This is a genomic window from Niabella insulisoli, assembly GCF_039652435.2.
In the GTDB taxonomy this organism is placed as follows: domain Bacteria; phylum Bacteroidota; class Bacteroidia; order Chitinophagales; family Chitinophagaceae; genus Niabella; species Niabella insulamsoli.
Window position 1 is genome coordinate 2,481,474 of sequence record NZ_CP190246.1, and the last position, 23,582, is coordinate 2,505,055.

Below are 23,582 nucleotides of genomic sequence, written 5' to 3' on the forward strand. Positions count from 1 at the left end.
AATGAATATTTATAGATTATTTGCGATACTGTTGATAGGCTCGATCATTTCCTGTTCAAAATTTAAAGATGAATATACCTACGGCGAAACGCAAAATATTGACTGGAATGCTGCAGCCGACAGCGCTACCAATGCGTTGATCGCCCAGTTTTGGAACGAAAGCGGTTATTTTAATTATGGCAGCAACGGCTCAAACAACGGGTTTCAATACTGGCCCAATGCCCACGCCATGGATGTTGTCATCGACGCTTACCTGAGAACCAATAACAGCGCCTATAGCGCGTATTTTGACAAATGGTTTGCCGGCATCAAAACAAAAAATGGGAACACCTATTACAATGTGTTTTACGATGACATGGAATGGAACGCGCTCACATTCGTACGTTTATACAAAGCGACTAATGACGCCAAATATCTCGACGCTGCCAAAGACTTGTGGAATGATATTATTGGCGGATGGAACGAAACCTACGCCGAGGGCGGATTGGCCTGGAAGAAAGATATGCCTTACAGTAAAAACGCCTGCTCGAACGGCCCGGCTGCTATTCTGGGCGTCAGGCTCTATGAAATCACAAACGACGAGAGTTATAAGGAATGGGCGCTGAAGATTTATGATTGGGAAAAAAACACGCTGTATGAATGGGCCACCGGCGGCATCTATGACAATATCAACGGAGAAACCGGCGCGATTAACAGCGTAGTTTTGACTTATAACACCGGCACTTTCGTAGGCGCGGCTGTTGAACTCTATCGGATCACGAAGGATGTTGCTTACCTAAACGATGCACAAAAATGCGCGAATTATACCATTACAAAATGTATTGATTCGGGCAATAATGTGCTGCGCGATGAAGGCACCGGCGACAACGCCTTATTTAAAGGAATCTTTATTCGCTATTATCTAATGTTGTTGCAAGAGCCAGACCTCAATGATGACTATCGTACAAAGTTTGTCAATTTTTTCAACAATAACGCCATTAACGTTTGGACGAAAGCAACATATAAACAATCATTGCTTTTTGGATCTTCCTGGATCGCGCCGCCAGCCGGCGAAGCACAACTCACCGCGCAGGCAAGCGCCTGCATGATGATTGAAGCCAAAGCTGCATTTGACAAAAGTGATATAGAGTAACACCCGATCTATCGTTAAAACAAAAAAAGGAGCCGTATGTATGCGGCTCCTTTTTTGGTTGTGATTGTCTGCGTTTAATCTAACAACTCCACCCCTTCCCAATACTATTTTTTGGTGTTGGATGCAACTGAAGAATGGCGCCACCGGGTTTGATTTGAGTTGGCTCTTTATGAGTGAAAAAGGCAGCTACATAATTTGAGACAAATCATCTAAATTTTGAACAGCTCTAAATTTTAAGCAATAAATTTTCTTTTTACTTTAGCTGCTGAAACGATTTTGTTATTTGTCAAATTTGCAATCCCAACAAAATTAACTGTTGTGAACGGCGATTGCAAACGATGCCATTTTTAAGAAATATAACGTTGTCATGTAAGCGGTAATAGGCGTCCCTTTAGCCGGAGGCCCGCTTAAATATATTCAATCAACTGGGTATGAGATATTCATTTATTTTTTTAGTCTTCATTGGCTGCCTGCTAAGTAAAAACAGCAGTTCACAGCAAAAAGTGATTTCAGGTTTAATCACCGATTCAACGGGTTTGATAAGCGGAGCAAACGTCAACGTGAAAAACACGTCAATTGCTACTGTGTCCGACTTTAATGGGCGATATTCGATAACGGTGCCGTCCGACACGTCAGTACTCGTTTTTAGCCGCATCGGGTATCAAACAATAGAAATGATGGCCGGCGATCAAACTGTGCTTAATGTAAGAATGACTTTGTCATTTTCTGAAAACGAGGAAGTAACGGTCGTGGGTTTTGGTACGCAGAAAAAGAAAAGCCTGGTCAGTTCTATAACATCTGTAAACGTTGAGGAGCTTAAAATCCCCTCAAGCAACCTCACCAATGCTTTAGCAGGTAAAGTGGCTGGTATCATTTCGTTTCAAAGAAGCGGCGAGCCGGGAATAGGCACCGATAATTCCAATTTCTACATAAGAGGCCTTTCGTCATTTGGCGCCGGCAAGCTGGATCCGCTGATTTTAATAGACGGAGTAGAGTCTTCACCCACGGATATGGCGAGACTACAACCGGATGACATTTCCGATTTTTCGGTGCTGAAAGATGCAGCTGCCTCCGCTGTATATGGCGCGCGAGGAGCCAACGGCGTTGTGTTAATAAATACAAAGTCGGGAAAATCTGGCGTTACAAAATTTAATTTCCGCGCCGAAACAAGACTATCCCGAAACACACAGCAAATCGAATTTGCCGATAATATCACCTATATGGAGACGGCTAATGAAGCCGTACTCACCAGAAACCCTAACGGTATTCTTCCCTATACCCAAAATAAAATTAACGGAACAAAAGAAGGCCGCGACACTTATCTCTACCCCGACAATAACTGGCTCGATCAATTAATAAAAAGGAATACAATTAACCACGCCTATAACATCGGCATTACCGGAGGTACCCAAAAAGCCAGGTATTATGTGGCCGGCACCTATAACGTGGATAACGGGATATTGAAAGTCAATCCGATCAATGATTTCAACAACAACATCAAACTCAGGAATTACTCGCTGAGGACAAATGTCAATTTAAATCTAACTTCCACCACGGAATTGATCATAAGAATGTACGGGCAATTTGACGACTATGCCGGTCCCATTGGAGGCGGTAGCGCTACGTTCACCAATGCCATAAGAGCCAACCCGGTGATGTTTCCGGCCGTTTATCCTGCCTCCATGCTGCCTTACCTGGAACATCCCTTGTTTGGATCTTCACCGACTTACAACAATAATGGTGAAACTACCAATACATTATACACCAACCCCTATGCGGAACTGGTGAAAGGCTATAGCGTATTTAAGTCATCAAATATACAACCACAGATAGAAATTAAACAGGACTTGCGACACCTGGTTAAAGGATTGAGATTTACGGGTATGGGCTACCTGCGCAGATACTCTGAATACAGGGTAAACAGATCTTACAACCCGTTTTTCTATCAGGCAGTCATCAATCCGATCGATCAGAGCTATTCGTTACAAGTCCTAAATGACGGATCGACCAACTCTATCGGAACGGTGGGCACCGAATACTTGTCTTACAACGAAGTTCCCAAAGTCCTGGATTCGCGCATGTGGTTACAAGGCGCACTGGATTACAATCAAACATTCAACAAACACTCCGTTAGTGGCATGGTGATCAGCTATCTTTCAAGTTATGAAAAAGGGAATAATGGCAGCCTTACCAATTCTCTCCCACAGCGTAATATCGGTATATCGGGAAGATTTACCTATGGATTTGATAACCGGTACCTGACTGAATTTAATTTTGGATATAACGGCTCGGAAAGATTTGCACTTCGGAACAGGTTTGGTTTCTTTCCATCATTTGGTATCGCTTATCGTATCTCCAACGAAAAGTTTTTCGAACCGCTCACCAATGTTATCAGCGATCTAAAATTCAGAGCAACTTTAGGATTGGTGGGTAATGACCAGATCGGAGATATTGCTGACCGGTTTTTCTATCTCTCCAACATAAGTCTTAATGACGGCACTTACGGCGCCAGCTTTGGAAAGAACGACGGAACGCCGGTTTATGCCCGTCCCGGCATATCGATATCTCGATACGCGAATGAAAGCATTACCTGGGAGAAATCCAGACAAATAAATATTGGTATGGATCTGAGAATGTTTAATGACGAACTCGAAATCATTGCCGATATATTTCACCAGCACCGAACGCAAATATTGCGGCCAAGAAGTTATACTGAAAGCGCTGCCGGGTTTAGCGCCACACCGTTCGCTAACTATGCCGAAGGAGAAAGCCAAGGTCTCGACATGTCTGTAAGGTATCAAAAAACGATCACCAAAAATTTGTGGGCCAACGTGCGCGGCACATTCACCTACTCTACTAATAAAAAGACGGTGGTAGATGAATTGCGATACGATCCGTCCATCGCCTACCTGTCAATGATCGGCTACCCTACAAGCCAAACCTGGGGATATATTGCAGAAAGGCTTTTCGTTGATCAAAACGAGGTAGACAACGCACCGGTCCAATTTGGCAATACAGCGCTTAAAGCGGGCGACGTTAAATACCGTGATGTAAATAATGATGGAGTTGTCAATGCCGACGACAGAGTTCCCATAGGGCTCCCTACAGTGCCTGAAATCATTTATGGCTTTGGTACTTCTATGGGTTACAAAAAATTTGATTTCGGCATCTATTTTCAGGGAGCAGGCCGCACGTCATTTTTCATCAATGCCAACGACATTCAACCGTTCAACAAAAACGGAGGCCTGGAAAACGGCCTGCTTCAATCCATATCCGAAAGTCATTGGACAGAAGAAAACCGAGATCTTTACGCCTTTTGGCCCCGCCTCAGCACTTACATCATAGAACCCAATAATGTAACGTCTACCTGGTGGATGCGCAACGGTAGTTTTTTGAGGCTTAAGAGCCTTGATGCCGGCTACTCGCTAAGCAATCTAAAAAGGATTAAAATAGATAATATGCGCGTCTACTTTTCTGCCACCAATCTTCACTTATGGAGTAGATTCAAAATGTGGGACGTGGAAATGGGCGGCAGTGGACTGGGTTATCCGCTTCAAGCTGTTTACAGTTTAGGTGTGCAAGTTAATTTCTAACCGCAATTAGTTATATTATGAAACGTATTTTAAGGACTGCTATTTACAAAAGACCAGGAGTCATTCGCGGAAATGCTTTCTTTTGCCTGGCATTGATTATTTGCGGAAGTTTGTTTTCCTGCAAAAAGTTCCTCGATATTGTCCCGGATAACGTATCCACGCTGGACAATGCCTTCAAATTAAGAAACGAAGCTGAAAAGTATCTTTTCACGTGCTACTCTTACCTGCCCAACAGTGGCAACTTGCTTTTTAACCCAGCCAGTCTGTCGGGGGATGAAATCTGGTTACCGCAAAACGATCAAAGCTTATGGAATGCTTCATTCAGGGTAGCGCAAGAGCAGCAAAACCGAAGCGACCCCTATGTTAATGTTTGGCGCGGTACAAGATCCGGTGGCGGCAGTGGCGATTCATGGCCTATATGGTCGGGGATAAGACATTGTAATATTTTCCTTGAAAATCTGCGAAACCCCGCCAGGGTTCCGGATATGACGGCTGAAGAAAAGCTAAGATGGATTGGTGAGGTTGAATTTTTAAAAGCCTATTATCACTTCTACCTCATGCGAATGTATGGACCTATTCCACTCATCAAAGAGAATGTTCCATTGGAATCGACATCAGACGATTTGGGCGTCAACAGAATGCCTTTGGACTCATGCGTTAACTATATATCATCACTTCTCGACAGCGCTGTCACCAAGTTGCCGACCAAAATTTTTGATGAGAACAATGAACTTGGAAGAGTGACACAACCCGTTGCCCTCGCCATGAAGGCCAAGCTGTTGCTCCTGGCTGCAAGTCCATTGTTTAATGGCAATCCGGACTACGCCAACTTTACAGATCATGAGGGTGTATTACTTTTCAATCCCACCTACGACCCTGGTAAATGGGAGAAGGCAAGAGATGCTGCCTTAGCGGCGATAAATTCAGCTCATGAAAATGGTTTTAGTTTGTATAAGTATGAATTAGATCTGTATGGTTTAAGCGACGTAACTAAAACCCAGTTAAGCATAAGAAATGCAGTCACTGAACGGTTTAACCGGGAGCATATATGGGCGCTGTCCAATTCTTACTTTGGCAATAGCGCCGGTTGTATTCCTCCGCTAACAAGAAGTGACAATGGACTTCGAGATAATTTTAGAGGATATTTTGCTCCTACCATGAAGATTGCTAAAATGTTTTATTCCAAAAACGGTGTTCCCATTGAGGAGGACAAAACCTTAGATTTCTCTGATTATACGACCACCCGAACCGCTACTGAAGCAGAAAAGTTCAATATCGAACAGGGCTACGTTAGCGCGCGGCTCAATTTTGACAGAGAACCTCGTTTTTATGCAGATCTTGGGTTTGACGGGAGCGTGTGGTACATGAAAAGCAGTTCGAGCGGCAATGATCAAAATACTTATTATGTGTCATCAAAGAATACACAAAAAGCAGGTTTCGGTCATTACCTGTATTATTCTCAAACAGGATACTTTATCAAAAAACTGGTAAGCTGGGAATCAACAGTGCAAAGTTCCTCTGCCCCGGTATTTAAGAATTATCCCTGGCCGGAAATCCGCTTGGCAGACCTGTATCTTATGTATGCCGAGGCGCTCAACGAAGCGGAACCAGCATCAGCCACCGCTATTACCTATCTCGACATGGTAAGAGAACGGGCCGGGCTGGAAGGCGTAGTAGCGTCGTGGAGCCAGTTTTCTAAAAATCCAACAAAATACACTTCACAAGCAGGGCTAAGAGCCATCATTCAAAGAGAACGCCTTATAGAACTGGCCTTCGAAGGCCAGCGTTTCTGGGATCTACGGAGATGGAAGCTGGCGGCCAGCGAACTCAACAGTGACATTAAGGGATGGAATATTGTTGGAAAATCTGCAGCAGACTATAACATTGAAACAATCATCCACGACCAACACTTTATTACCCCCCGCGATTATTTGTGGCCCATCGGGAATTACGATACTCGCCGAAATGCCAAACTCGTTGAAAATCCAGGATGGTAACTTTAAAAAATGTTTAAATGAGAACTTCAATCATATTCATAATCATCAGCACGCTTTTTTTATTACAGGCTTGTAAACAAGATCTGGGATATAAAGAGCCCTCCATCAACGACGGAGTAAAACCCGCACCGGTCTATGACGTGTCTGTCAGAAACCTGCCAGGGAAGGCGGCGCTTACCTACGCGTTACCCGCCGATAAAAACCTGCTTTATGTAAAAGCAGTTTACAAAATGTCGAACGGTAAGGAAGCCGAAACCAAATCTTCCTACTATTCAAACAGCCTGACAGTAGAAGGATTTGCAGACACGCTAAGCCACGAAGTAAAGCTATACAGCGTGAGCAGAGGTGAAATAAGTTCTGACCCGGTAACCGTTACTATTAAGCCGCTCGAGGCGCCTATTTTTACGGTACTAAAAAATGTGAAAATTGTGAACGCTTTTGGTGGTTATAATCTTGCTACTATAAATCCCGACACTTCCGACATCGCCCTTCTCATATTAAAGAAGAATGATTTCAACGAATACGAGGTAGACAATAAGCGAAGCATTTACACGAACCAGAACACTATTAGCGCACAGATTCGCGGTTTGGACACCGTGGCCTCGACCGTCAGATATTTTATCAGAGACCGCTGGGGCAATACCACCGACACGGCAGTTGCCGCCGTAAAGCCTTTGTTTGAGCAGGAAATACCTCCCACAACGTTTAAAGATTTTACAATGCCTGGCGATGGGGTTCAAGCGTTGAACGGTCTTACCCATGTGTACTACATGTGGGACAATAGATACAATTATCCCTTCATTAGTTTCACTAACCAAGCGGCCAGCGGCCCTGGTCCGAATATAGTGACTTTCGATATGGGCGTATCCGCCAAATTAAGCAGGATCTGGATAAGACCTTACCCGGAGGGTTCAAGATGGTATTATCTCACTACTATGAAAAGATTTGAATTTTGGGGATCAGAGCAACCGAATCCTAACGGCGCTTTAGACGACACCTGGCACTTACTTGGCTCCTACGAGGTTATTAAACCTTCGGGCCTGCCCTACGGCACAGACAACGCGCTCGATGTCGCTACAGCGTCGGCAGGCTTTAACTGGGAAATTGATATCAATGCGCCAAAAGTGCGGTATATAAGAATAAGATGCCTGGAAAATTTCGCCGGGGGCACTGCGCAAAGTGTTGCCGAACTTAAGCCTTACGGAGATTTGAGATAACATGAAAAAATGAAAAAATGAATACTAAATATATCTACTGCCTCTGTTTCATTGCACTTGTACTATTTGCCTCCTGCCGAAAATGGGATGAATTTAAAAAGTTCGTCTCGGAGGGAGAAAGAATCTACACGGGAAAACTCGATTCAGTAAAAATTTACTCAGGAAAAAACAGGGTCAGGCTCACTGGCATGATTAAGTCAGACCCCAAAGTAAAATATATGAAGGTGACCTGGCGCGACGATATGGATTCGGCAATCTTCAATATTCGACGGACCGAAAGCGCTTCCATATATATCGACACGATTATCAACGTGTCAGATGAAGGGATTATGAATTTTAAAATTCGCACTTACGATGAGGACAATAACCCTTCTGTTGCGGTAAACGCCGTCGGCACTTCGTACGGCGCCATTTACCGAAGCAAACTAACGGCCAGAAACATTTTGTCTAAATCATTTGCGGCGAATCAAACTACTATTACGTGGCAAACCATGGATCCCTTTTTGGGGCCTGAGTACACCGAAATTTTATACGCTCAAAACGGCGAAGCCGCTGTATTGCAAACGCCGGTTAGTGCTCCCAAATCTGTATTGGTTGGATTCGATATAAGAAACGAGGGTTTTGAATACCGAACCATTTACCGGCCCGACTCCACCAGCATTGACACTTTTGCCACGCCATTTGTATACGTGCCCAAAAACTAAACACCTTCATTAACAGAGGACATTTCAAATAAAAGAAAGCGAATTGATCTCACGGCAACGCGACTGAAAACAAAGACGCGCCAAGAGCTACATCAAAAAGGAGCCAGAAGTATGTGGCTCTTTTTTGGTTGTGATTGGTTACTCAGTAATATTACAATTCAACCAGCTCAACCCAAATAGCATCTTTCGGTGCGGCGGTTAATTGAAAAGAATTGTCACCGGCGTTGATTTGAGTTAGCTTTTCATGGGTGAGAAAATCACGGATAAGGTAAGATTTATTGGGCCATTTCAACTTGTCCTTTTCGAAAGTATATCTAAATGATTTCGTTGTATCGAAGTTAACAATGGCGGCAAATATTGTTTTCCCAGGGGAATAGAAGCTCAGTTGTTGATCTTCCGTAAGGCCATCCGCTACTTTCAATGGGAGAAATGCGCGCGGCCTATCGAAATATTTACATAGGTTAGGATTATTTAAATAGTAATATGCTCTTTCTCTAGCGGTACTATCTTCAAAATCAGATCCATCGCCTAGTATGCTGCCCATAATAGCCATGGTAATAAGCCGGACTTTTACATCCTGATCGCTTATTGGAGGATGTTTTTGGAACTGATGCATAACAACAATATCCATATTTGTAAACGGCCAAAGAGAGCCCTGCATCCACCCGAGATGGGAGGACGTGATCATCGACGATGCGGTGCTTCCATAATGCGGAAACGGGGGCAGGTCATTTCGTAAATGCGAATACACATCAGTTGAAAGGAATCGAACATGCGCAAACTGACTGGGAAAAATCGGTGATATTGCCTGCGTAATAAAAATGTCAGGGCCCAGCATGGAGTCTATAAGATGTTTCAACATTTTCATCCCTGAATGGTAGGCCTGCAACCCAGACCGGACGGTTCTATCATATCGAGTTGTGGATTCCAATGCACCTGCTGTTAAAAAATCTATTTTTAAAAACCTGGCGGCGACTGCACGAGCCTTTTTCAATTCGCCTAAAATGCGTTCACGGGTAGCAGGATGTGTGGGATCCAAGGGAAATGCGCCGAAGTCACCGTCTTTATATACAATCGTATGCCCGCTGCTGTCTTTGAGCGTAACATCACGAATATTATAATTTGTATACTGAAGCTTATCTTTATTCACCGATGATTTCCACGTCCAAACTGCAAAAGGAATAAAATAAAAACCCACTTCCTGGCCATTCTGAACACAATGCTGCCGAATAGATTTCAACACATCTTCGGTGTATATACCTTGATCATAAGAGTCGATGCTGATATATATCTTTTTATCCTTGGAAAAATTTTTTAGTGACGCAATGAAGTCGGAAATCCCCATTACTTCGTCGGGCATCATCTGCTTTTCATATCCTAATACACCCTCCACACCGAAACTGTTCCAGTAAAACGGCGCAGATTTATGCCATGGAAGGCTTCCATGTAAAGCAGCGTTCGCCCATCCATATACTCGAAAAGCTTCAGTACGACTTTTTAATCCACAAACAAAAATTTGCGGCCCTACAACGGTTTGCCCCTTCATCGGACCATGTGCAACGACATCATGCGTACCATCGTTCCCACCGAACTCAGCACGCAGCCGCTTATTATCTGGTACGGCGGCCCCACCATAAACCGCGAACGAATCAATGACGTTTTTTTTCTCCGACAAAACATAATGTATACCAGTCTTCCAAAAATCATGGCTTACACTTCCGACGACAACGCCAGAAAGTAAATCCCGGTCATATAAAGATGAAAAATTATAGCCCGTTCCGCGTACCTGACCAGCACCCCAACCTACCGTAAGCAGCTTAGTCCAATTGTCATTATCAAACGGCATATCAAGAATTCGAGGCTCATTTCCTTTTACGTAACCTGTTCCGGCGTACTGTTTGGAAAGCACTAAGGGGCTTATATAATTTACCTCCAGAGACTGGCCGCTTACTGAGCGTATTTCTAACCCCAATAAGAAAAAGGGCTTGTCTTTGTAAATATTTAGGGTGTGCAGCATCTGAACAGAACTACCATCCTGTTCATGTAAAATTCGCAACTGCTGCCCCTGGCCTATCTTGTCAGCCAAACTAATGACATAGACTGTATGTCGTTTAAATTCGCTCGAATTATAAATCTCGCCAGAAATCTCCTTGATACTGGCAGTTATATTTTTAAGATAGCTTCCATCTTCAAAATAGGAGTTTACACTTCCGGTATTTCTGTCGATAACCAACCGATAGTGGTGCGATCGAACAACGACGCTATCTTTATATGTTGAGGTCACCTGGGCTGCTACATTCCCGTGCATGGAAAAAAACAGCACACAATAAATAAAAAATAGAAATTTCATTTTCATATACCAATCTGTGCTTGGCAGCGGACATTTAAAAACGTCGCGTGCGCCAATAAAATTTAAATAGGCAAGATAAAAAAAATTATACTAATAGAATAGTATAGTATAATTTTACACCGCCTAAGCAGTTTTTTCTGCGTTAAACAATAAGGAGATGCAAAGTGTATACGATCATATTAAGGAAATGGAAAATATTCATGGGCTTTCTAAACATGAACAGTTTGTTCAGGGTTTTTTAAACGCTGTGGACAATAAAGCTATTTTGAAAGGCGATATGCTACCCTCTGTCAATAACCTTATTAGTGAATTGGGGTTCGCCAGGGAAACGATAGCAAAAGCCTATAAGGAACTGGTGAGCCGCGGCATTGTTGAATCTAAAAATCGTATTGGCTTTTTTTTGGCAAAAGATAATACTCGGAACCAAGTACGGATAGCGTTGGTCATCTTTGCCTTTGATAGTTTTCAGGAGGTTTTTTATAAAACATTCCGAGACCGGCTGGGTAAACAAACACATATTGATATATTTTTTCATCATAACAATATCGATATTTTTGAAAGTATTATCGACCGTGTTCGTGGCAAATACGGAATGTATGTGGTAGCGCCCATCCCTCATAAAAAGTCGGTATCAATCCTCAATACAATACCGACGGAAAAACTATTGATGATTGATCGCTATATCCCTTTTAACAGTCGTGTATCGTATGTCACCCAGGAATTTTTTCAATCTTCCTATGCTGCTTTTGCTCAATTGGCGCCCGCAATTAAGCGGTTTAAAAAAATGTTTTATTATCATCGACCCAATGCTGATACACCCGAGGAAATTTTACTTGCCTTTCAAAAATTCGTTAAAGATTTCAAGATAAAACATAGTATTTTACCGGAATACATCCCGGGCTCCATAGAAGCCGGTTACGTTTACTTTACCATCAACAACGCTGAGTTATGGATGATGCTAAAAGATGCAAAGCAAAAAAAACTAAAACTGGGAAAGGACGTAGGCTTTCTTTCGCACAACGATGAGATTGTTAAAGAAATAATATTTGATGGCATCACCACCTACTCCACCAGTTTTGAAAATATGGCCGAAAAAGCGGCATCATTTATTGTGGATCGTAAAATAATACAGGAAACCATTCCTACTATTTTAATAAGAAGAGGCTCCTTATAGCCCTCAAATTTGAAATTATGTTTATCAGCTTTTTCTTATTATTAGCAATTGCTGCGGGCATTACGATACGATCCATACGCAAGCAAAGCCAGACATCGGTCGGACATTACCTGGGTAGTAGAAGCCTTACATTTTGGATGGTAGGCTCATCCCTTTTTCTAACAAATATGAGCGCCAATCAATTTGTCGGGGAAAATGAATTTGTATATACTAACAATATGTCCGTAATGTGTTGGGGCATGAGCTCGATCTTTGCTATGGTTCTTGTATCTGAGTTCCTAATGCCTGTTTACCTTCGCATAGGCGCTATAACAACACCCGATTTTTTAGGTCTGAGATTTGACCGTCAAACCCAGCGACTGGTGTCTCTTATTTTTTTATTAAGCTATGCCGTCAATCTGATACCAGCTGTGCTATACGGCTGTGCTGTAGCCATGAACGGCATATTCCGGTTAGATATGAAATTAGGCATTGACTATTTTACAACTATCAGATTACTCGTAGCTTTTATCGGAATTACGGGTTGTTTGTATGCTGTACTGGGAGGCTTGAAAGCAATTACTATTACTGATATGGTTCAAGGAGTGGGAATGGTAGCCGGTGGCATTTTTATCACCTGGATTGGCTTAAAGTTTGTAGGGAACGGAGATCCGGCAACAGGCATTAAAACGCTGCTGAGCACAAATAGAGAACATTTAAATGCGATCGGAGGACCCAAGGAACCCATCCCCTTCTCTACACTTTTTACAGGGATGCTACTTATCAACATCTATTATTGGGGAATGGAACAATACATTGTCCAGCAATCATTGGGCGCGCGAAATCTTGCTGAAAGTCAAAAAGGCATATCCCTGGCCTGCGTCGGAAAAATATTCGCACCCATTTTACTGAACGTACCTGGGCTGATCGCCTTACAATTATTCCCGAAAATTCAAAATACTGCCGAAGTGTTTCCCAAAATGGTAACAGACACCCTACCGACACTAATGGCCGGTTTTATTGCTGCTATCGTTTTTGGTGGCGCATTGAGCACCTTCAACGCCGGCCTGAACAGCATCGGAACGTTATTTACGATGAATTTATACAAGCCGTGGTCAGAAAAGAGAAAAAAAAGTATCGAAGAAAAAGATCTTGTTAAAAAAGGAAGAATGGTGCAGGTTACCGTAACATTTATTGCAATATTTTGCTCGCCATATATAATGTTTTTCAGCGACGGATTTTATAACTATCTCCAAAAGGTTTCGAGTTACTTTAGCGTGCCCGTTTTTACAATCATGTTAATCGGCCTTACCACTCGAAAAGTGCCGGCAATAGCAGCTAAAATTGGTTTGGCCTTTTTTGTAACAAGCTACGTCTGCACCCAATTTTTTATTAAAACCGGGTTACATTATCTGCATGTGTTGGCGGTTCTTTTTGTACTAACTAGTTTGCTGATGTTATTAATCGGCCGGATAAAACCGCGCCAACACCCCTACTTTTTGGAAAATAAGGCAATGGTAAGCCTTAGACCTTGGCGTCAACGCTATTTTTACTACGTCGTGCTATTAGGAATGATGATCGCGATGTTTCTCCTATTTTCCCCGGTTGGAGTTGCTGAATAAATCAATGGCATATCGAATTTTTTAATCACGACCAGCCTTTTAAAAAAAATTTGGTAATGTAAAATTTAATATTACATTTGGTATAGTATAGTATAGTACAGATTGCTTTTACTGATTGCCTGACTAATTTAATAATTGCTTAAAAATGAATAACCGTTTGCCATGTTTTTTGGAAAGGACTGCGTGTTTTTTTCTAACCCGTGCCGCAATGGCGCTCAGCTTTCTCCTGTTCGGCCTTCTCACCCATGCCCAAACCAGGCCCATTATAGGTACGGTTAATGACAGTTCTGGTAAAGCTATGGATGGAGTTAATGTTACCATCGTCAACAAACAAAAGGCCGGGACAACGACCGACAAAAATGGTCGCTTTGTTTTGGAAGTAAACAATGGCGACTCACTTCGGTTTTCCTATGTTGGCTATAGCGATGAAACGGCATTTATTTCGGCCGGCACCCAAACAATCGACATCATCCTTTCCCAGACCATATTTCAGGCCGGAGATGAAGTCATTGTAACCGCCTTCGGTCGCAGAGAACGAAAAGAAGCAGTTGTTGGTTCTGTAACTACCATTCAGCCCGCTGAGCTAAAAATCCCAGCCAGCAATCTTACGAATGCGATGGCAGGTAAAATTGCCGGTGTCATTTCTTTTCAAAGAGGAGGTCAGCCGGGGCTTGACAACTCCAATTTCTTCATCCGGGGAGTAACAACGCTGGGGTACAGCGCCAGTCCACTAATTTTGGTGGACAATATTGAACTTTCGGCGAACGACCTCGCCAGGCTACAAGTAGATGATATCGCCAGTTTTTCTATACTTAAAGATGCCAGCGCAGCAGCGCTTTATGGTGCCCGGGGCGCAAACGGCGTCATTCTGGTTACAACGAAAGACGGTAAGATGGGCAAAGCAAAGGTTGATCTTAGAGTTGAGTCCGCTTATTCCATGCCAACCAAAAACATTGCGCTTTCAGATCCCATCACCTACATGAAATTGTACAATGAGGCCCTGACGACCCGTAATCCCTTGGCTACACCAAAATATGATCAGAATAAAATATTGGGCACCCAAAGCACGCTGAATGGTGCGGGGGGCGTCAGCCCCTATGTTTACCCGGCTGTAAACTGGATGAATGAACTTTTTAAGGAAAGGACGTCAACCCAGCGGGCCAATTTTAGCGTCAGCGGTGGCAACCTCAATGCCAAATATTACATAGCTGGTTCGTATTCGAAAGACAATGGAATATTACAGGTAAACCCCGTCAACAATTTCAATTCAGGAATGAAGTTTGAAAATTACCAGCTAAGAGCAAATACCGGCTTAAAAATCACACCAACCACAGATGTAAACGTAAGGCTGTGGGGAAATTTTAACGACTATATTGGTCCCATCTCAAACCAGGGGTCTTCATTTGCAACAGATTTATATTCGCAGGTTTTGCACGCGAGCCCGGTAGATTTCCCTGCGTATTATTTACCGGACAGCGCCAATCGAAACACACGCCATATCCTTTTCGGAAACAATATTACTAACACCGGAAGCCTTCAAAACAATCCCTATGCGTCGCTCATGTATGGCTATAAAAGTTTTAATGAGTCCCGCATGTCTGCACAGTTCGAATTAAATCAAAAACTAAGTTTTATTACACCCGGGCTTGCATTTTCAGGCTTATTCAGCACCAATCGCTATGCTTACTCTGATGTCAGCCGCAACTATCTGCCCTTTTATTACGGGCTACAAAATTATGATATCCAAACCGGCAATTATAATTTAACATGGCTTAATAATCAGCCAGGCCAGGCACAGGAATTTTTAAATTTTAACCCGGGGAGCAAAAACGTTAACACATACCTTTATATGCAGGGAAGGCTCGATTATGACAGGCGGTTTGACAATCATAATGTCACTGCTTCACTGGTCGGGACCAGACAGCAAACGATCAACCCTAACGCGAGCGACCCTTTAACCAACGCACCCTCCTTACTCTATTCGCTACCCTTCAGAAATTTAGGTTTTTCTGGAAGAGCGGGCTATTCCTATAATAATAAATATTTTGTTGAATTCAATTTTGGCTACAATGGTTCGGAAAGGTTTGCTGCGGACCATAGATGGGGGTTCTTTCCTACAATTGGAGCTGGGTGGGTGGTATCTAACGAGAAATTCTGGGGCGAAGACATATCCAGTATCATTTCCAGATTCAAGTTAAGGGGCAGCTATGGTATGGTTGGTAATGATAATATCGGAAGCCAGCGTTTTTTTTATCTATCCAGCGTGCAGCCTAATGGTGGACCGGGAGCGGTATTCGGCACGAATAATTCCATCTCAAAAAACGGAACAGCTATTTATGCCTATCCCAATCCGGACGTCACGTGGGAAAAGTCAAAAAAATCCAATATCGCAGTTGAATTAACCTTCTTCGACAAACTTAACGTTGTTGCAGAAGTTTATCAGGAAGACCGATACGATATTCTTATCAGGAGGGGCTATATTCCTATCACAGTTGGGATCGAAGGATCTGCTAACAGCAACCTGCAATCTAACTTGGGAACGGCATCCTCAAAAGGCCTCGACCTGAATTTAAATTATAAGCAAACTATTAATAAAAATTTGTGGGCTTCGGTGCTGGGTAATTTGACGTGGACTTCCAACGAGGTAGGCCATTGGGAGGAACCGGAATACCTATATGATTATCGATACTACTCCGGACAACCTATTGGACAGCCATTTGGTTATATCGCGGAGCGGTTGTTTGTGGATGATAAAGAAGCTGCCAACGCGCCCGTTCAGCAGTTTGGCATTTCTTTACCTATTGGCGGAGACATTAAATATCGTGATATAAATGGTGACGGAATAATCAACCAGGACGATCAGGTTCCTATAGGCCTGCCTTCTACACCCCAGGTTATCTACGGCTTTGGGTTCTCTGTGGGCTACAAAATATTCGATTTGAGCGCCTTTTTCCAAGGGTCGGCCAGGTCGTCCTTTTTTATAGATCCGTCATCTGCGACCGATTTCGGTGGTAATCGCTTTGGCACTGCGCCTTTTGTAAATAATGCGCAAATCCTACAGGCTTATGCTGACGATCATTGGTCGGAAGAAAATCAAAATCTTTATGCCCTATGGCCGCGCCTGTCGGTAATCGACATTCCCAACAATCAGCAGCAAAGTAGCTGGTGGCTGCGTGACGGAACTTTTTTAAGGTTAAAATCAGTGGAGGCAGGCATAACCGTTCCCAAAAAGTGGGCAACTAAAGTGTTTATGGATGATGTGCGTCTTTATTTCAGCGGCATGAATCTTTTAACCTTTAGCAAATTCAAACTATGGGATGTTGAGCAGGCAGGCAATGGATTTGCCTACCCTATCCAAAAGGTATATAACCTGGGCCTTAAACTTAATTTTTAATTCTTTCAAACATTATAACATGAAAGGGCTTTTGATGTATATAGCAGGAGGTATCTTATTATCGACCACGCCTTCATGCGGAAAATATTTAGATGTAATCCCCGATAATGTAGCGACCCTCAGTAGTTCGTTCAGCAACGCTAATGAAACAGAGGCTTATCTTTTTGGCTGTTATGCCAACCTTCAACAATTATCAGATATTCGACGGAATGCAGGATTTACGTCCTCCGGAGAAGTATTGTTTCCTGTCAATATGCAGGACCAGACCACATTGGGTGGGGCAGGTGGCGATGCAGGATTCAACTTGATGAGAGGATTACAAAACAGTACAAATCCCATTTTAAATTATTGGGATGGATATAATATGGGCCTAAAACTTTATGAATCGATAAGAATGTGTAACACTTTTATCGATAATATTGATTTGCCGTTAGACATTCAGGCTTTCCAAAAAACACGTTGGGTTGCAGAGGCCAAATTTTTGAAAGCGTATTATCACTATTGGTTGATAAGAATGTACGGGCCCATTCCTATTGCTGATGAGGCTATTCCCATCAACGCTTCAACAGACGAAGTAAGACAGCAGCAACAACCGGTAGACTCCTGCTTTAACTACGTAGTCAAACTTTTGGATGAAGCTGCTGCCGACCTGCCTCCGGCCATTCAAAATGCAGCCGCGGAAGCTGGAAGAATTACTGCTGCCATTGCACGGGCGGTGAAGGCAGAGGTGTTGGCTACGCAGGCCAGCCCGCTATTTAACGGCAACCCAGACTATGCCAATTTTAAAAGAAAAGATGGAAAAAATCTTTTTTCCCAGAATGCCGATCCGGTTAAATGGTCGCGCGCTGCTACCGCATGTAAAGAAGCCATCGACGCAGCGCAGGCCGCAGGAAATAGCTTTTATCAGCTTCGTACAGTAGGCAATATTGTTCACATGTCTGATACCACGAGGCAATTACTCACTCTTCAGGGAGCTTTTGTGGATGGCTGGAACGCGGAACAGGTTTGGAGCCTTAACCCTTACTTCGGATGGCAGTATATGGCAATGCCGCGGGTAACTTCAGAGGCCGCCGCCAATGTTTTTGCCGTGTATTCCAACTTTTCGGTGCCAATTGCTCAAAGTGAAATATTTTATACCAGTAACGGCGTACCTATTAATGAGGATAAAAATTGGGATTTTGGAAATCGCTATAAGACACAAACCGGCGATGACCAGCATTTTTTTTACATTAAAAAAGGTTATACAACAGCCAAAGGAAATTTCAACAGAGAACCGCGTTATTATGCGAGTGTATCATTTGACGGCGCTAATTGGTTTGGATCGGGTACTACCGACGACAGGATATCCAATTATGTAAACGCCGTGGATGGTTTTGCCTCACCGCCAGACAGGCTGCGTTACAATGCAACAGGATATTGGCCTAAAAAACTAGTATCCTATCTATCTGTTCCAGGGCAGAATTCAGTATGGCATCAATATCCCTGGACGTTTATGCGGCTGTCGGGTTTGTATCTCCTGTATGCCGAATGCCTTAACGAAGTAAATGGTCCCTCTCAGGAAGTTTATACTTTATTGGACCAAATCAGAAGTAAAGCCGGCCTCGAAGGTGTTGTAGAAGCCTGGAGTAAATATTCAAAGATACCCGGAAAGCCTGCTAGCAAAGACGGCCTTCGCCAGATTATCCACCAGGAAAGAAGAATTGAGCTGGCATTCGAAGGACAAGCCGGATGGGATTTGCGCAGGTGGAAAGAGTTGCAGGCCGTGTTGTCGAACCCGTTTCAAGGTTGGAGCGTCTTTAACAAAACTATCAATGGTTATTATCAACTCTCGACAGTATACCAGCCGTCATTTGGTTTAAGGGATTATTTGTTTCCGATACAAGATTATGATCTACTAGTGAACCCAAATCTGGTACAAACTCCTTATTGGTAACAATTAAATTTCAATAATCATGTTCTATAAAAACGATAAAAAGGCAATAGCAATGATCGCAGTCGCGCTGTGTTCTTTACTTGCCTGTCAAAAGAAAAGTGACTACAACGACACAGTTTCCGGAGATAAAACAAAACCAGACCCTGTAACAAACATTCGCGTTGTCAACTTCAATGGTGGCGCCCATATTACTTACACCTTGCCAAAATCTGAGAACATTCTTTACGTTCAAGCCAACTATAAAATCAATGGCATGACCAGCCGTCAAACCAAATCATCTTACTACTCAGACAGCATTACCGTAAGTGGATTTGCTGAAAGTAAAGAATACGATGTCATACTCCGTACAGTAAGTCGCGCAAATGTGCCGTCAGACTCAATCGTCGTAAAAGTACATCCCGATATTCCGCCTTACTTGTTGGCACTGCCAACAGTGACCATGAGAGATGACTTTGGCGGTGTAAAAATTGACGTGCTTAATAAACTAAAGGCTAACATCGGCATCATAACCATAGCTCACGATCCCGTTACTCGCAAACTGGAAATCATAAATCAGAATTATACAAATGCAGATTCAATCGGATATAGCTTACGCGGATATGACACGATTCCCAAACAATTTGGAACTTATATAACGGATCAATGGGGAAACGTTTCTGACACCGTGTTTGCAACTGTAAAACCAATCTACGAGGCTTTGATAGATAAATCACGGTTTAGCGAGTACCACCTGCCTACAGATGCCGAAACCGGCTTTGGATGGGTAATGAATAATTTATGGAATGGCAATACGGGATCGCCTGGCTATCATACCGAACAACCCATTCAGCCTTTGGTATGGCCCGCAACCATAACATTTGACATGGGCCAAGCAGCTAAACTTAGCAGATATACCATATGGAACCGAGGTATTGATGGCAGCGGCAATTGGCTATGGCAGGCTGGCGCCCCGCTTACCTGGGTTCTATGGGGACGCAACAGCACTCCTGTTGATGAGGTTTTGCCGACCGTTGAAAACCTGCCTGATGTCGGTCAGCCTACAGCTAATGGCTGGATCAATCTCGGGTATTTTAAACTGCGCGATAAACCTTCAGGATTGCCGAATCCACAATACACGGATGCAGATTTGCAATTTTGGAATGCTGGTTTTAGTTACAACTTTTCATTGGATCTGCCCAAAGTTCGCTACATACGATTCCAATGTCTGGAAAATGTTTCGTTGACAAACAATTTCTTCAATATAGCTGAATTGTCTTTTTGGGGCGATCCAAGATAAATTATTTTGACATTAATTCTTTCGGTAATGAATACACAAAAAAAACTCATGGTTTGGGCCGTATTATTCCTTCTGCTAGGTATTATAGCCTGCACCACGGAGCCCGACGATTTCAAATCTTTCTTAAATAATAGTGAAATAAAATATCCGGGAAGGATCAACAACGCATTTACGCGGCCGGGCAACGGCAGAATTGCACTCGGCTGGAACCCAAGTCCAGACCAAAGTGTCAGCCGATATGTTGTTTATTGGAATAGTGGCGCTGATTCCCTAATTGTGCCGGCAACCACGCATAATCCCTCCGATACCATACAGGCCATTATTAATAATTTACAAGAATATACTTATTCTTTCTTTGTTTATTCATTCGACGAAAAAGGCAATCGCTCTATTCCCACTGAGATAACGAATGCGAGGGTCTACGGATCTACTTACCAAAATAACCTCTACAATCGGCCGCTCGACGCTTCTCCCACAGGCTTTGACAACGGTGATATTAGTCGCCTAAAAATTAATTTTCTACCTCCAGACACCGTAAATATCACTACACGAATCAGATATACCAATCTTGATGGCATTGAAACCGACACGTTTATCAACCCGGTTGAAAATAGCATTATAATCCCAGATTATAAAATAGGTTCGCATGTTACTTATCAATCTTATTATACCCCTAATCAAAGATCGATTGACACATTCACAGTAAATACCATTGATACCATCCCCGTTGCCACTGTGATGGCTATCGACAAAAGATTGTTCCGGGAACTTTCATTATACGGTGACGGACAACCGTGGGATGGTTCATATGAAACCTCTTTGCGACAAATTTGGGATGGTGCAACTTCCCCTCAGGGCTGGCAGAACTGTTTCCACAGCAATGGAAGCAAAACCTTACCTTATCCTATAAGTTTTGATTTGGGAGCCACATACAACAGGTTAACGACCATGGAAATGATAGGAAGAGATTGCTGTCACAATCCGATAGATTATGAGATTTGGGGCAGCAATAGCCTAACCGTTCCTCCTGTAGAAGGCAACAGCCCTGGCTGGTCCGATCAAATGGCAGCAAGCGGATGGACCCTACTCGCCGATGTACACAGAACCGACGATGGCGTAGCGCCCTACCAATCGTCATTAATTACAAATCCACCGCCGATAAGATATATCCGAATTAGGATCAAAAAGGTTGCAAGCGGAGAATCTCAATATAGTAATATTACGCAAGTCACATTCTGGAACGACTATGCACAATAAAAGATTAAAAATTAGAATAATGCGGTACTTGCTTTTGGCGTCAGTGATAATTGTTTGTTCATTACAGTCAAATGGTACCATTTGGCTACCACATATTTTTGCCAGCAATATGGTGATTCAACGAGACCAGCCTATAGCAATATGGGGAACGAGCAACGCGAACGAAAAAATAACGGTCTCCCTTGGAGAGCAAGTGGCTACGGCTTTATCAAATCAGCAAGGGAAATGGCATATAACACTAAAGCCAATGCCATGGGGCGGCCCTTACGATTGCACGATATCTGCGCACGAGGAAAAAAGAATATTACACAATATATTAATAGGCGACGTATGGATTTGTAGCGGACAATCAAACATGGAAATGCCTGTTTCCGGATGGTCACATGTAAATAATGCCGAAAAGGAAATCAGCGATGCTAACTTTCCCAAAATTCGCTTGTTTACGGTCGAGAAAGCTACGAGTTTTATGCCTAAAACGGATCTGGCCGGAGGAACGTGGCTGGTGTGCAATTCTACAAATATTCCTCCTTTTTCTGCCGTCGCCTACTTCTTTGGCCGAAAAATCCATTTGGATACTCGTATACCAATCGGATTGATAAGTACCAACTGGGGTGGCACGAACATACAAGCGTGGACCAGTTGGAAAACATTGTCAACCTTCGATGGATATAAACATTTGAACACAAAGGAAATGAACAAAACGCTTGCAGAACAGGAACAAAGAAGAAAAGCTTATGACCAGGCGCTTGCTGCTGATCCTGGCAGCGAGGAAAATTGGCATCAAAATAACAGTATTTCAGGGTGGACAAAAATTCAAATGCCCAAATTGTGGGAATCTTCTCCTATCGGACAGACAGACGGTATTATATATTTTAAAAAATTCTTCACCCTTAGAAATATATCGGCAACGCAAAATATTTCCTTACATCTCGGCCCGATTGATGACGCCGACTCTACTTATATCAACGGAAAACTTGTTGGCACTAATAATACGTGGAATAAAAGCCGTGTTTATTCCGTTCCGAAAGCATGGTTAAAAGAAGGTGAAAACATAATTACTATTAAGATCACCGATGGTGGCGCCCAAGGAGGTATGGCGGGAACTGCGACAGACTTGTTCCTAAGCCTCGGCGATAAAAAAATATCGCTTGCAGGCGAGTGGTACTATCAACCTGCCGTCGTTTCCAAAACCTATCATCTTCTGGAAAATGGCCCGAACGCTTTTCCCTCTCAGCTGTTTAACGCAATGATAAGCCCGCTTACCGCTGTCAAAATAAAAGGAGTAATATGGTACCAGGGCGAGGCCAATGTTGATGAAGCCGCTAGGTATCAAAAATTATTTCCAGCGATGATCTCCGACTGGCGCAATGCATGGAGTTATGATTTCCCGTTCATATGGGTACAGCTCGCCAATTATCTCGAACGAAGACAAGAGCCTGCTGCCAGCCCTTGGGCAGAACTCAGAGCCGCTCAGCATCAGGCACTTTCTATGAAAAATACCGGCGAAGCCGTTGCAATAGATATCGGAGACGCTAACGATATACATCCCCACAATAAACAGGATGTGGGATGGAGACTTGCCTTAGCCGCAGAAAAAATCGCCTACAACCAAAAAATAATTTCCTCTGGGCCCATTTTCACTTCTTCAAAAGTTGAAGACAATGTAGTGGTGCTTAGTTTTGAGCAGGTGGCTGAAGGCCTTGTGATAAAGGATAAAAAATTGGCCGGCTTTGCAATTGCCGGAGCCGACCGTCGTTTTGTTTGGGCAGACGCCCGCGTCAGCGGCAACCAGGTTATTGTCAGCAGTCCTTCAGTCGAACACCCCGTAGCCGTCAGGTACGCCTGGGCAGACAACCCTGAAGCAGGTTTATACAATAGAGAAATGTTACCGGCGTCCCCGTTTAGAACAGATAATTGGCCATTAAGCACCGAAAATAAAAAGGTTTATTAAAGT

Annotated in this window: 13 protein-coding genes; 12 read left to right on the forward strand and 1 reads right to left on the reverse strand. The window is 43.2% G+C overall.

Annotation, left to right across the window (positions count from 1 at the left end; translation table 11 throughout):
- Position 1: 1 nt before the first annotated feature.
- From ABDK00_RS10345 to ABDK00_RS10365, 5 genes are all read left to right on the forward strand, one after another.
- Complete coding sequence (locus ABDK00_RS10345) at positions 2–1,132, forward strand: glycoside hydrolase family 76 protein (protein WP_346239128.1); 1,131 nt, start codon at positions 2–4, stop codon at positions 1,130–1,132.
- Positions 1,133–1,563: 431 nt separating this feature from the next.
- Complete coding sequence (locus ABDK00_RS10350) at positions 1,564–4,725, forward strand: TonB-dependent receptor (RefSeq protein ID WP_346239129.1); 3,162 nt, start codon at positions 1,564–1,566, stop codon at positions 4,723–4,725.
- A gap of 17 nt (positions 4,726–4,742) precedes the next feature.
- The gene (locus ABDK00_RS10355; RefSeq protein ID WP_346239130.1) at positions 4,743–6,722 is read left to right on the forward strand and encodes a RagB/SusD family nutrient uptake outer membrane protein; all 1,980 of its coding nucleotides are present in this window, start codon (positions 4,743–4,745) and stop codon (positions 6,720–6,722) included.
- Between the two features lie 17 nt (positions 6,723–6,739).
- On the forward strand, positions 6,740–7,939 hold the full coding sequence (locus ABDK00_RS10360; RefSeq protein ID WP_346239131.1) for a DUF4959 domain-containing protein: 1,200 nt from the start codon (positions 6,740–6,742) through the stop codon (positions 7,937–7,939).
- A gap of 17 nt (positions 7,940–7,956) precedes the next feature.
- Positions 7,957–8,643 (forward strand): DUF4998 domain-containing protein, encoded by a 687-nt coding sequence (locus tag ABDK00_RS10365; protein ID WP_346239132.1) that lies wholly within the window; start codon positions 7,957–7,959, stop codon positions 8,641–8,643.
- Between the two features lie 151 nt (positions 8,644–8,794).
- Here the strand turns inward: ABDK00_RS10365 and ABDK00_RS10370 are convergent, their stop codons facing one another.
- On the reverse strand, positions 8,795–10,999 hold the full coding sequence (locus ABDK00_RS10370) for a hypothetical protein (protein WP_346239133.1): 2,205 nt from the start codon (positions 10,997–10,999) through the stop codon (positions 8,795–8,797).
- Positions 11,000–11,150: 151 nt separating this feature from the next.
- Here ABDK00_RS10370 and ABDK00_RS10375 point away from each other — a divergent pair, with 151 nt between their 5' ends.
- The 7 genes from ABDK00_RS10375 (at position 11,151) to ABDK00_RS10405 (ending at position 23,579) form a co-directional block, all read left to right on the forward strand.
- The gene (locus ABDK00_RS10375; RefSeq protein ID WP_346239134.1) at positions 11,151–12,167 is read left to right on the forward strand and encodes a GntR family transcriptional regulator; all 1,017 of its coding nucleotides are present in this window, start codon (positions 11,151–11,153) and stop codon (positions 12,165–12,167) included.
- 17 nt (positions 12,168–12,184) lie between these two features.
- A complete protein-coding gene (locus ABDK00_RS10380) occupies positions 12,185–13,768 on the forward strand; it encodes a solute:sodium symporter family transporter (RefSeq protein ID WP_346239135.1) in 1,584 nt (527 codons plus the stop codon).
- A 208-nt stretch (positions 13,769–13,976) separates the two neighbouring features.
- Complete coding sequence (locus tag ABDK00_RS10385) at positions 13,977–17,162, forward strand: TonB-dependent receptor (protein WP_346239136.1); 3,186 nt, start codon at positions 13,977–13,979, stop codon at positions 17,160–17,162.
- A gap of 19 nt (positions 17,163–17,181) precedes the next feature.
- Positions 17,182–19,095 (forward strand): RagB/SusD family nutrient uptake outer membrane protein, encoded by a 1,914-nt coding sequence (locus ABDK00_RS10390; RefSeq protein ID WP_346239137.1) that lies wholly within the window; start codon positions 17,182–17,184, stop codon positions 19,093–19,095.
- Positions 19,096–19,114: 19 nt separating this feature from the next.
- A complete protein-coding gene (locus ABDK00_RS10395) occupies positions 19,115–20,371 on the forward strand; it encodes a DUF4959 domain-containing protein (protein WP_346239138.1) in 1,257 nt (418 codons plus the stop codon).
- Between the two features lie 27 nt (positions 20,372–20,398).
- Positions 20,399–21,628, forward strand: a complete 1,230-nt coding sequence (locus tag ABDK00_RS10400; RefSeq protein WP_346239139.1) for a DUF4998 domain-containing protein — start codon at positions 20,399–20,401, stop codon at positions 21,626–21,628.
- 19 nt (positions 21,629–21,647) lie between these two features.
- Positions 21,648–23,579: a sialate O-acetylesterase gene (locus ABDK00_RS10405; protein ID WP_346239140.1), complete on the forward strand. Its 1,932-nt coding sequence runs from the start codon at positions 21,648–21,650 to the stop codon at positions 23,577–23,579.
- Positions 23,580–23,582: the final 3 nt, after the last annotated feature.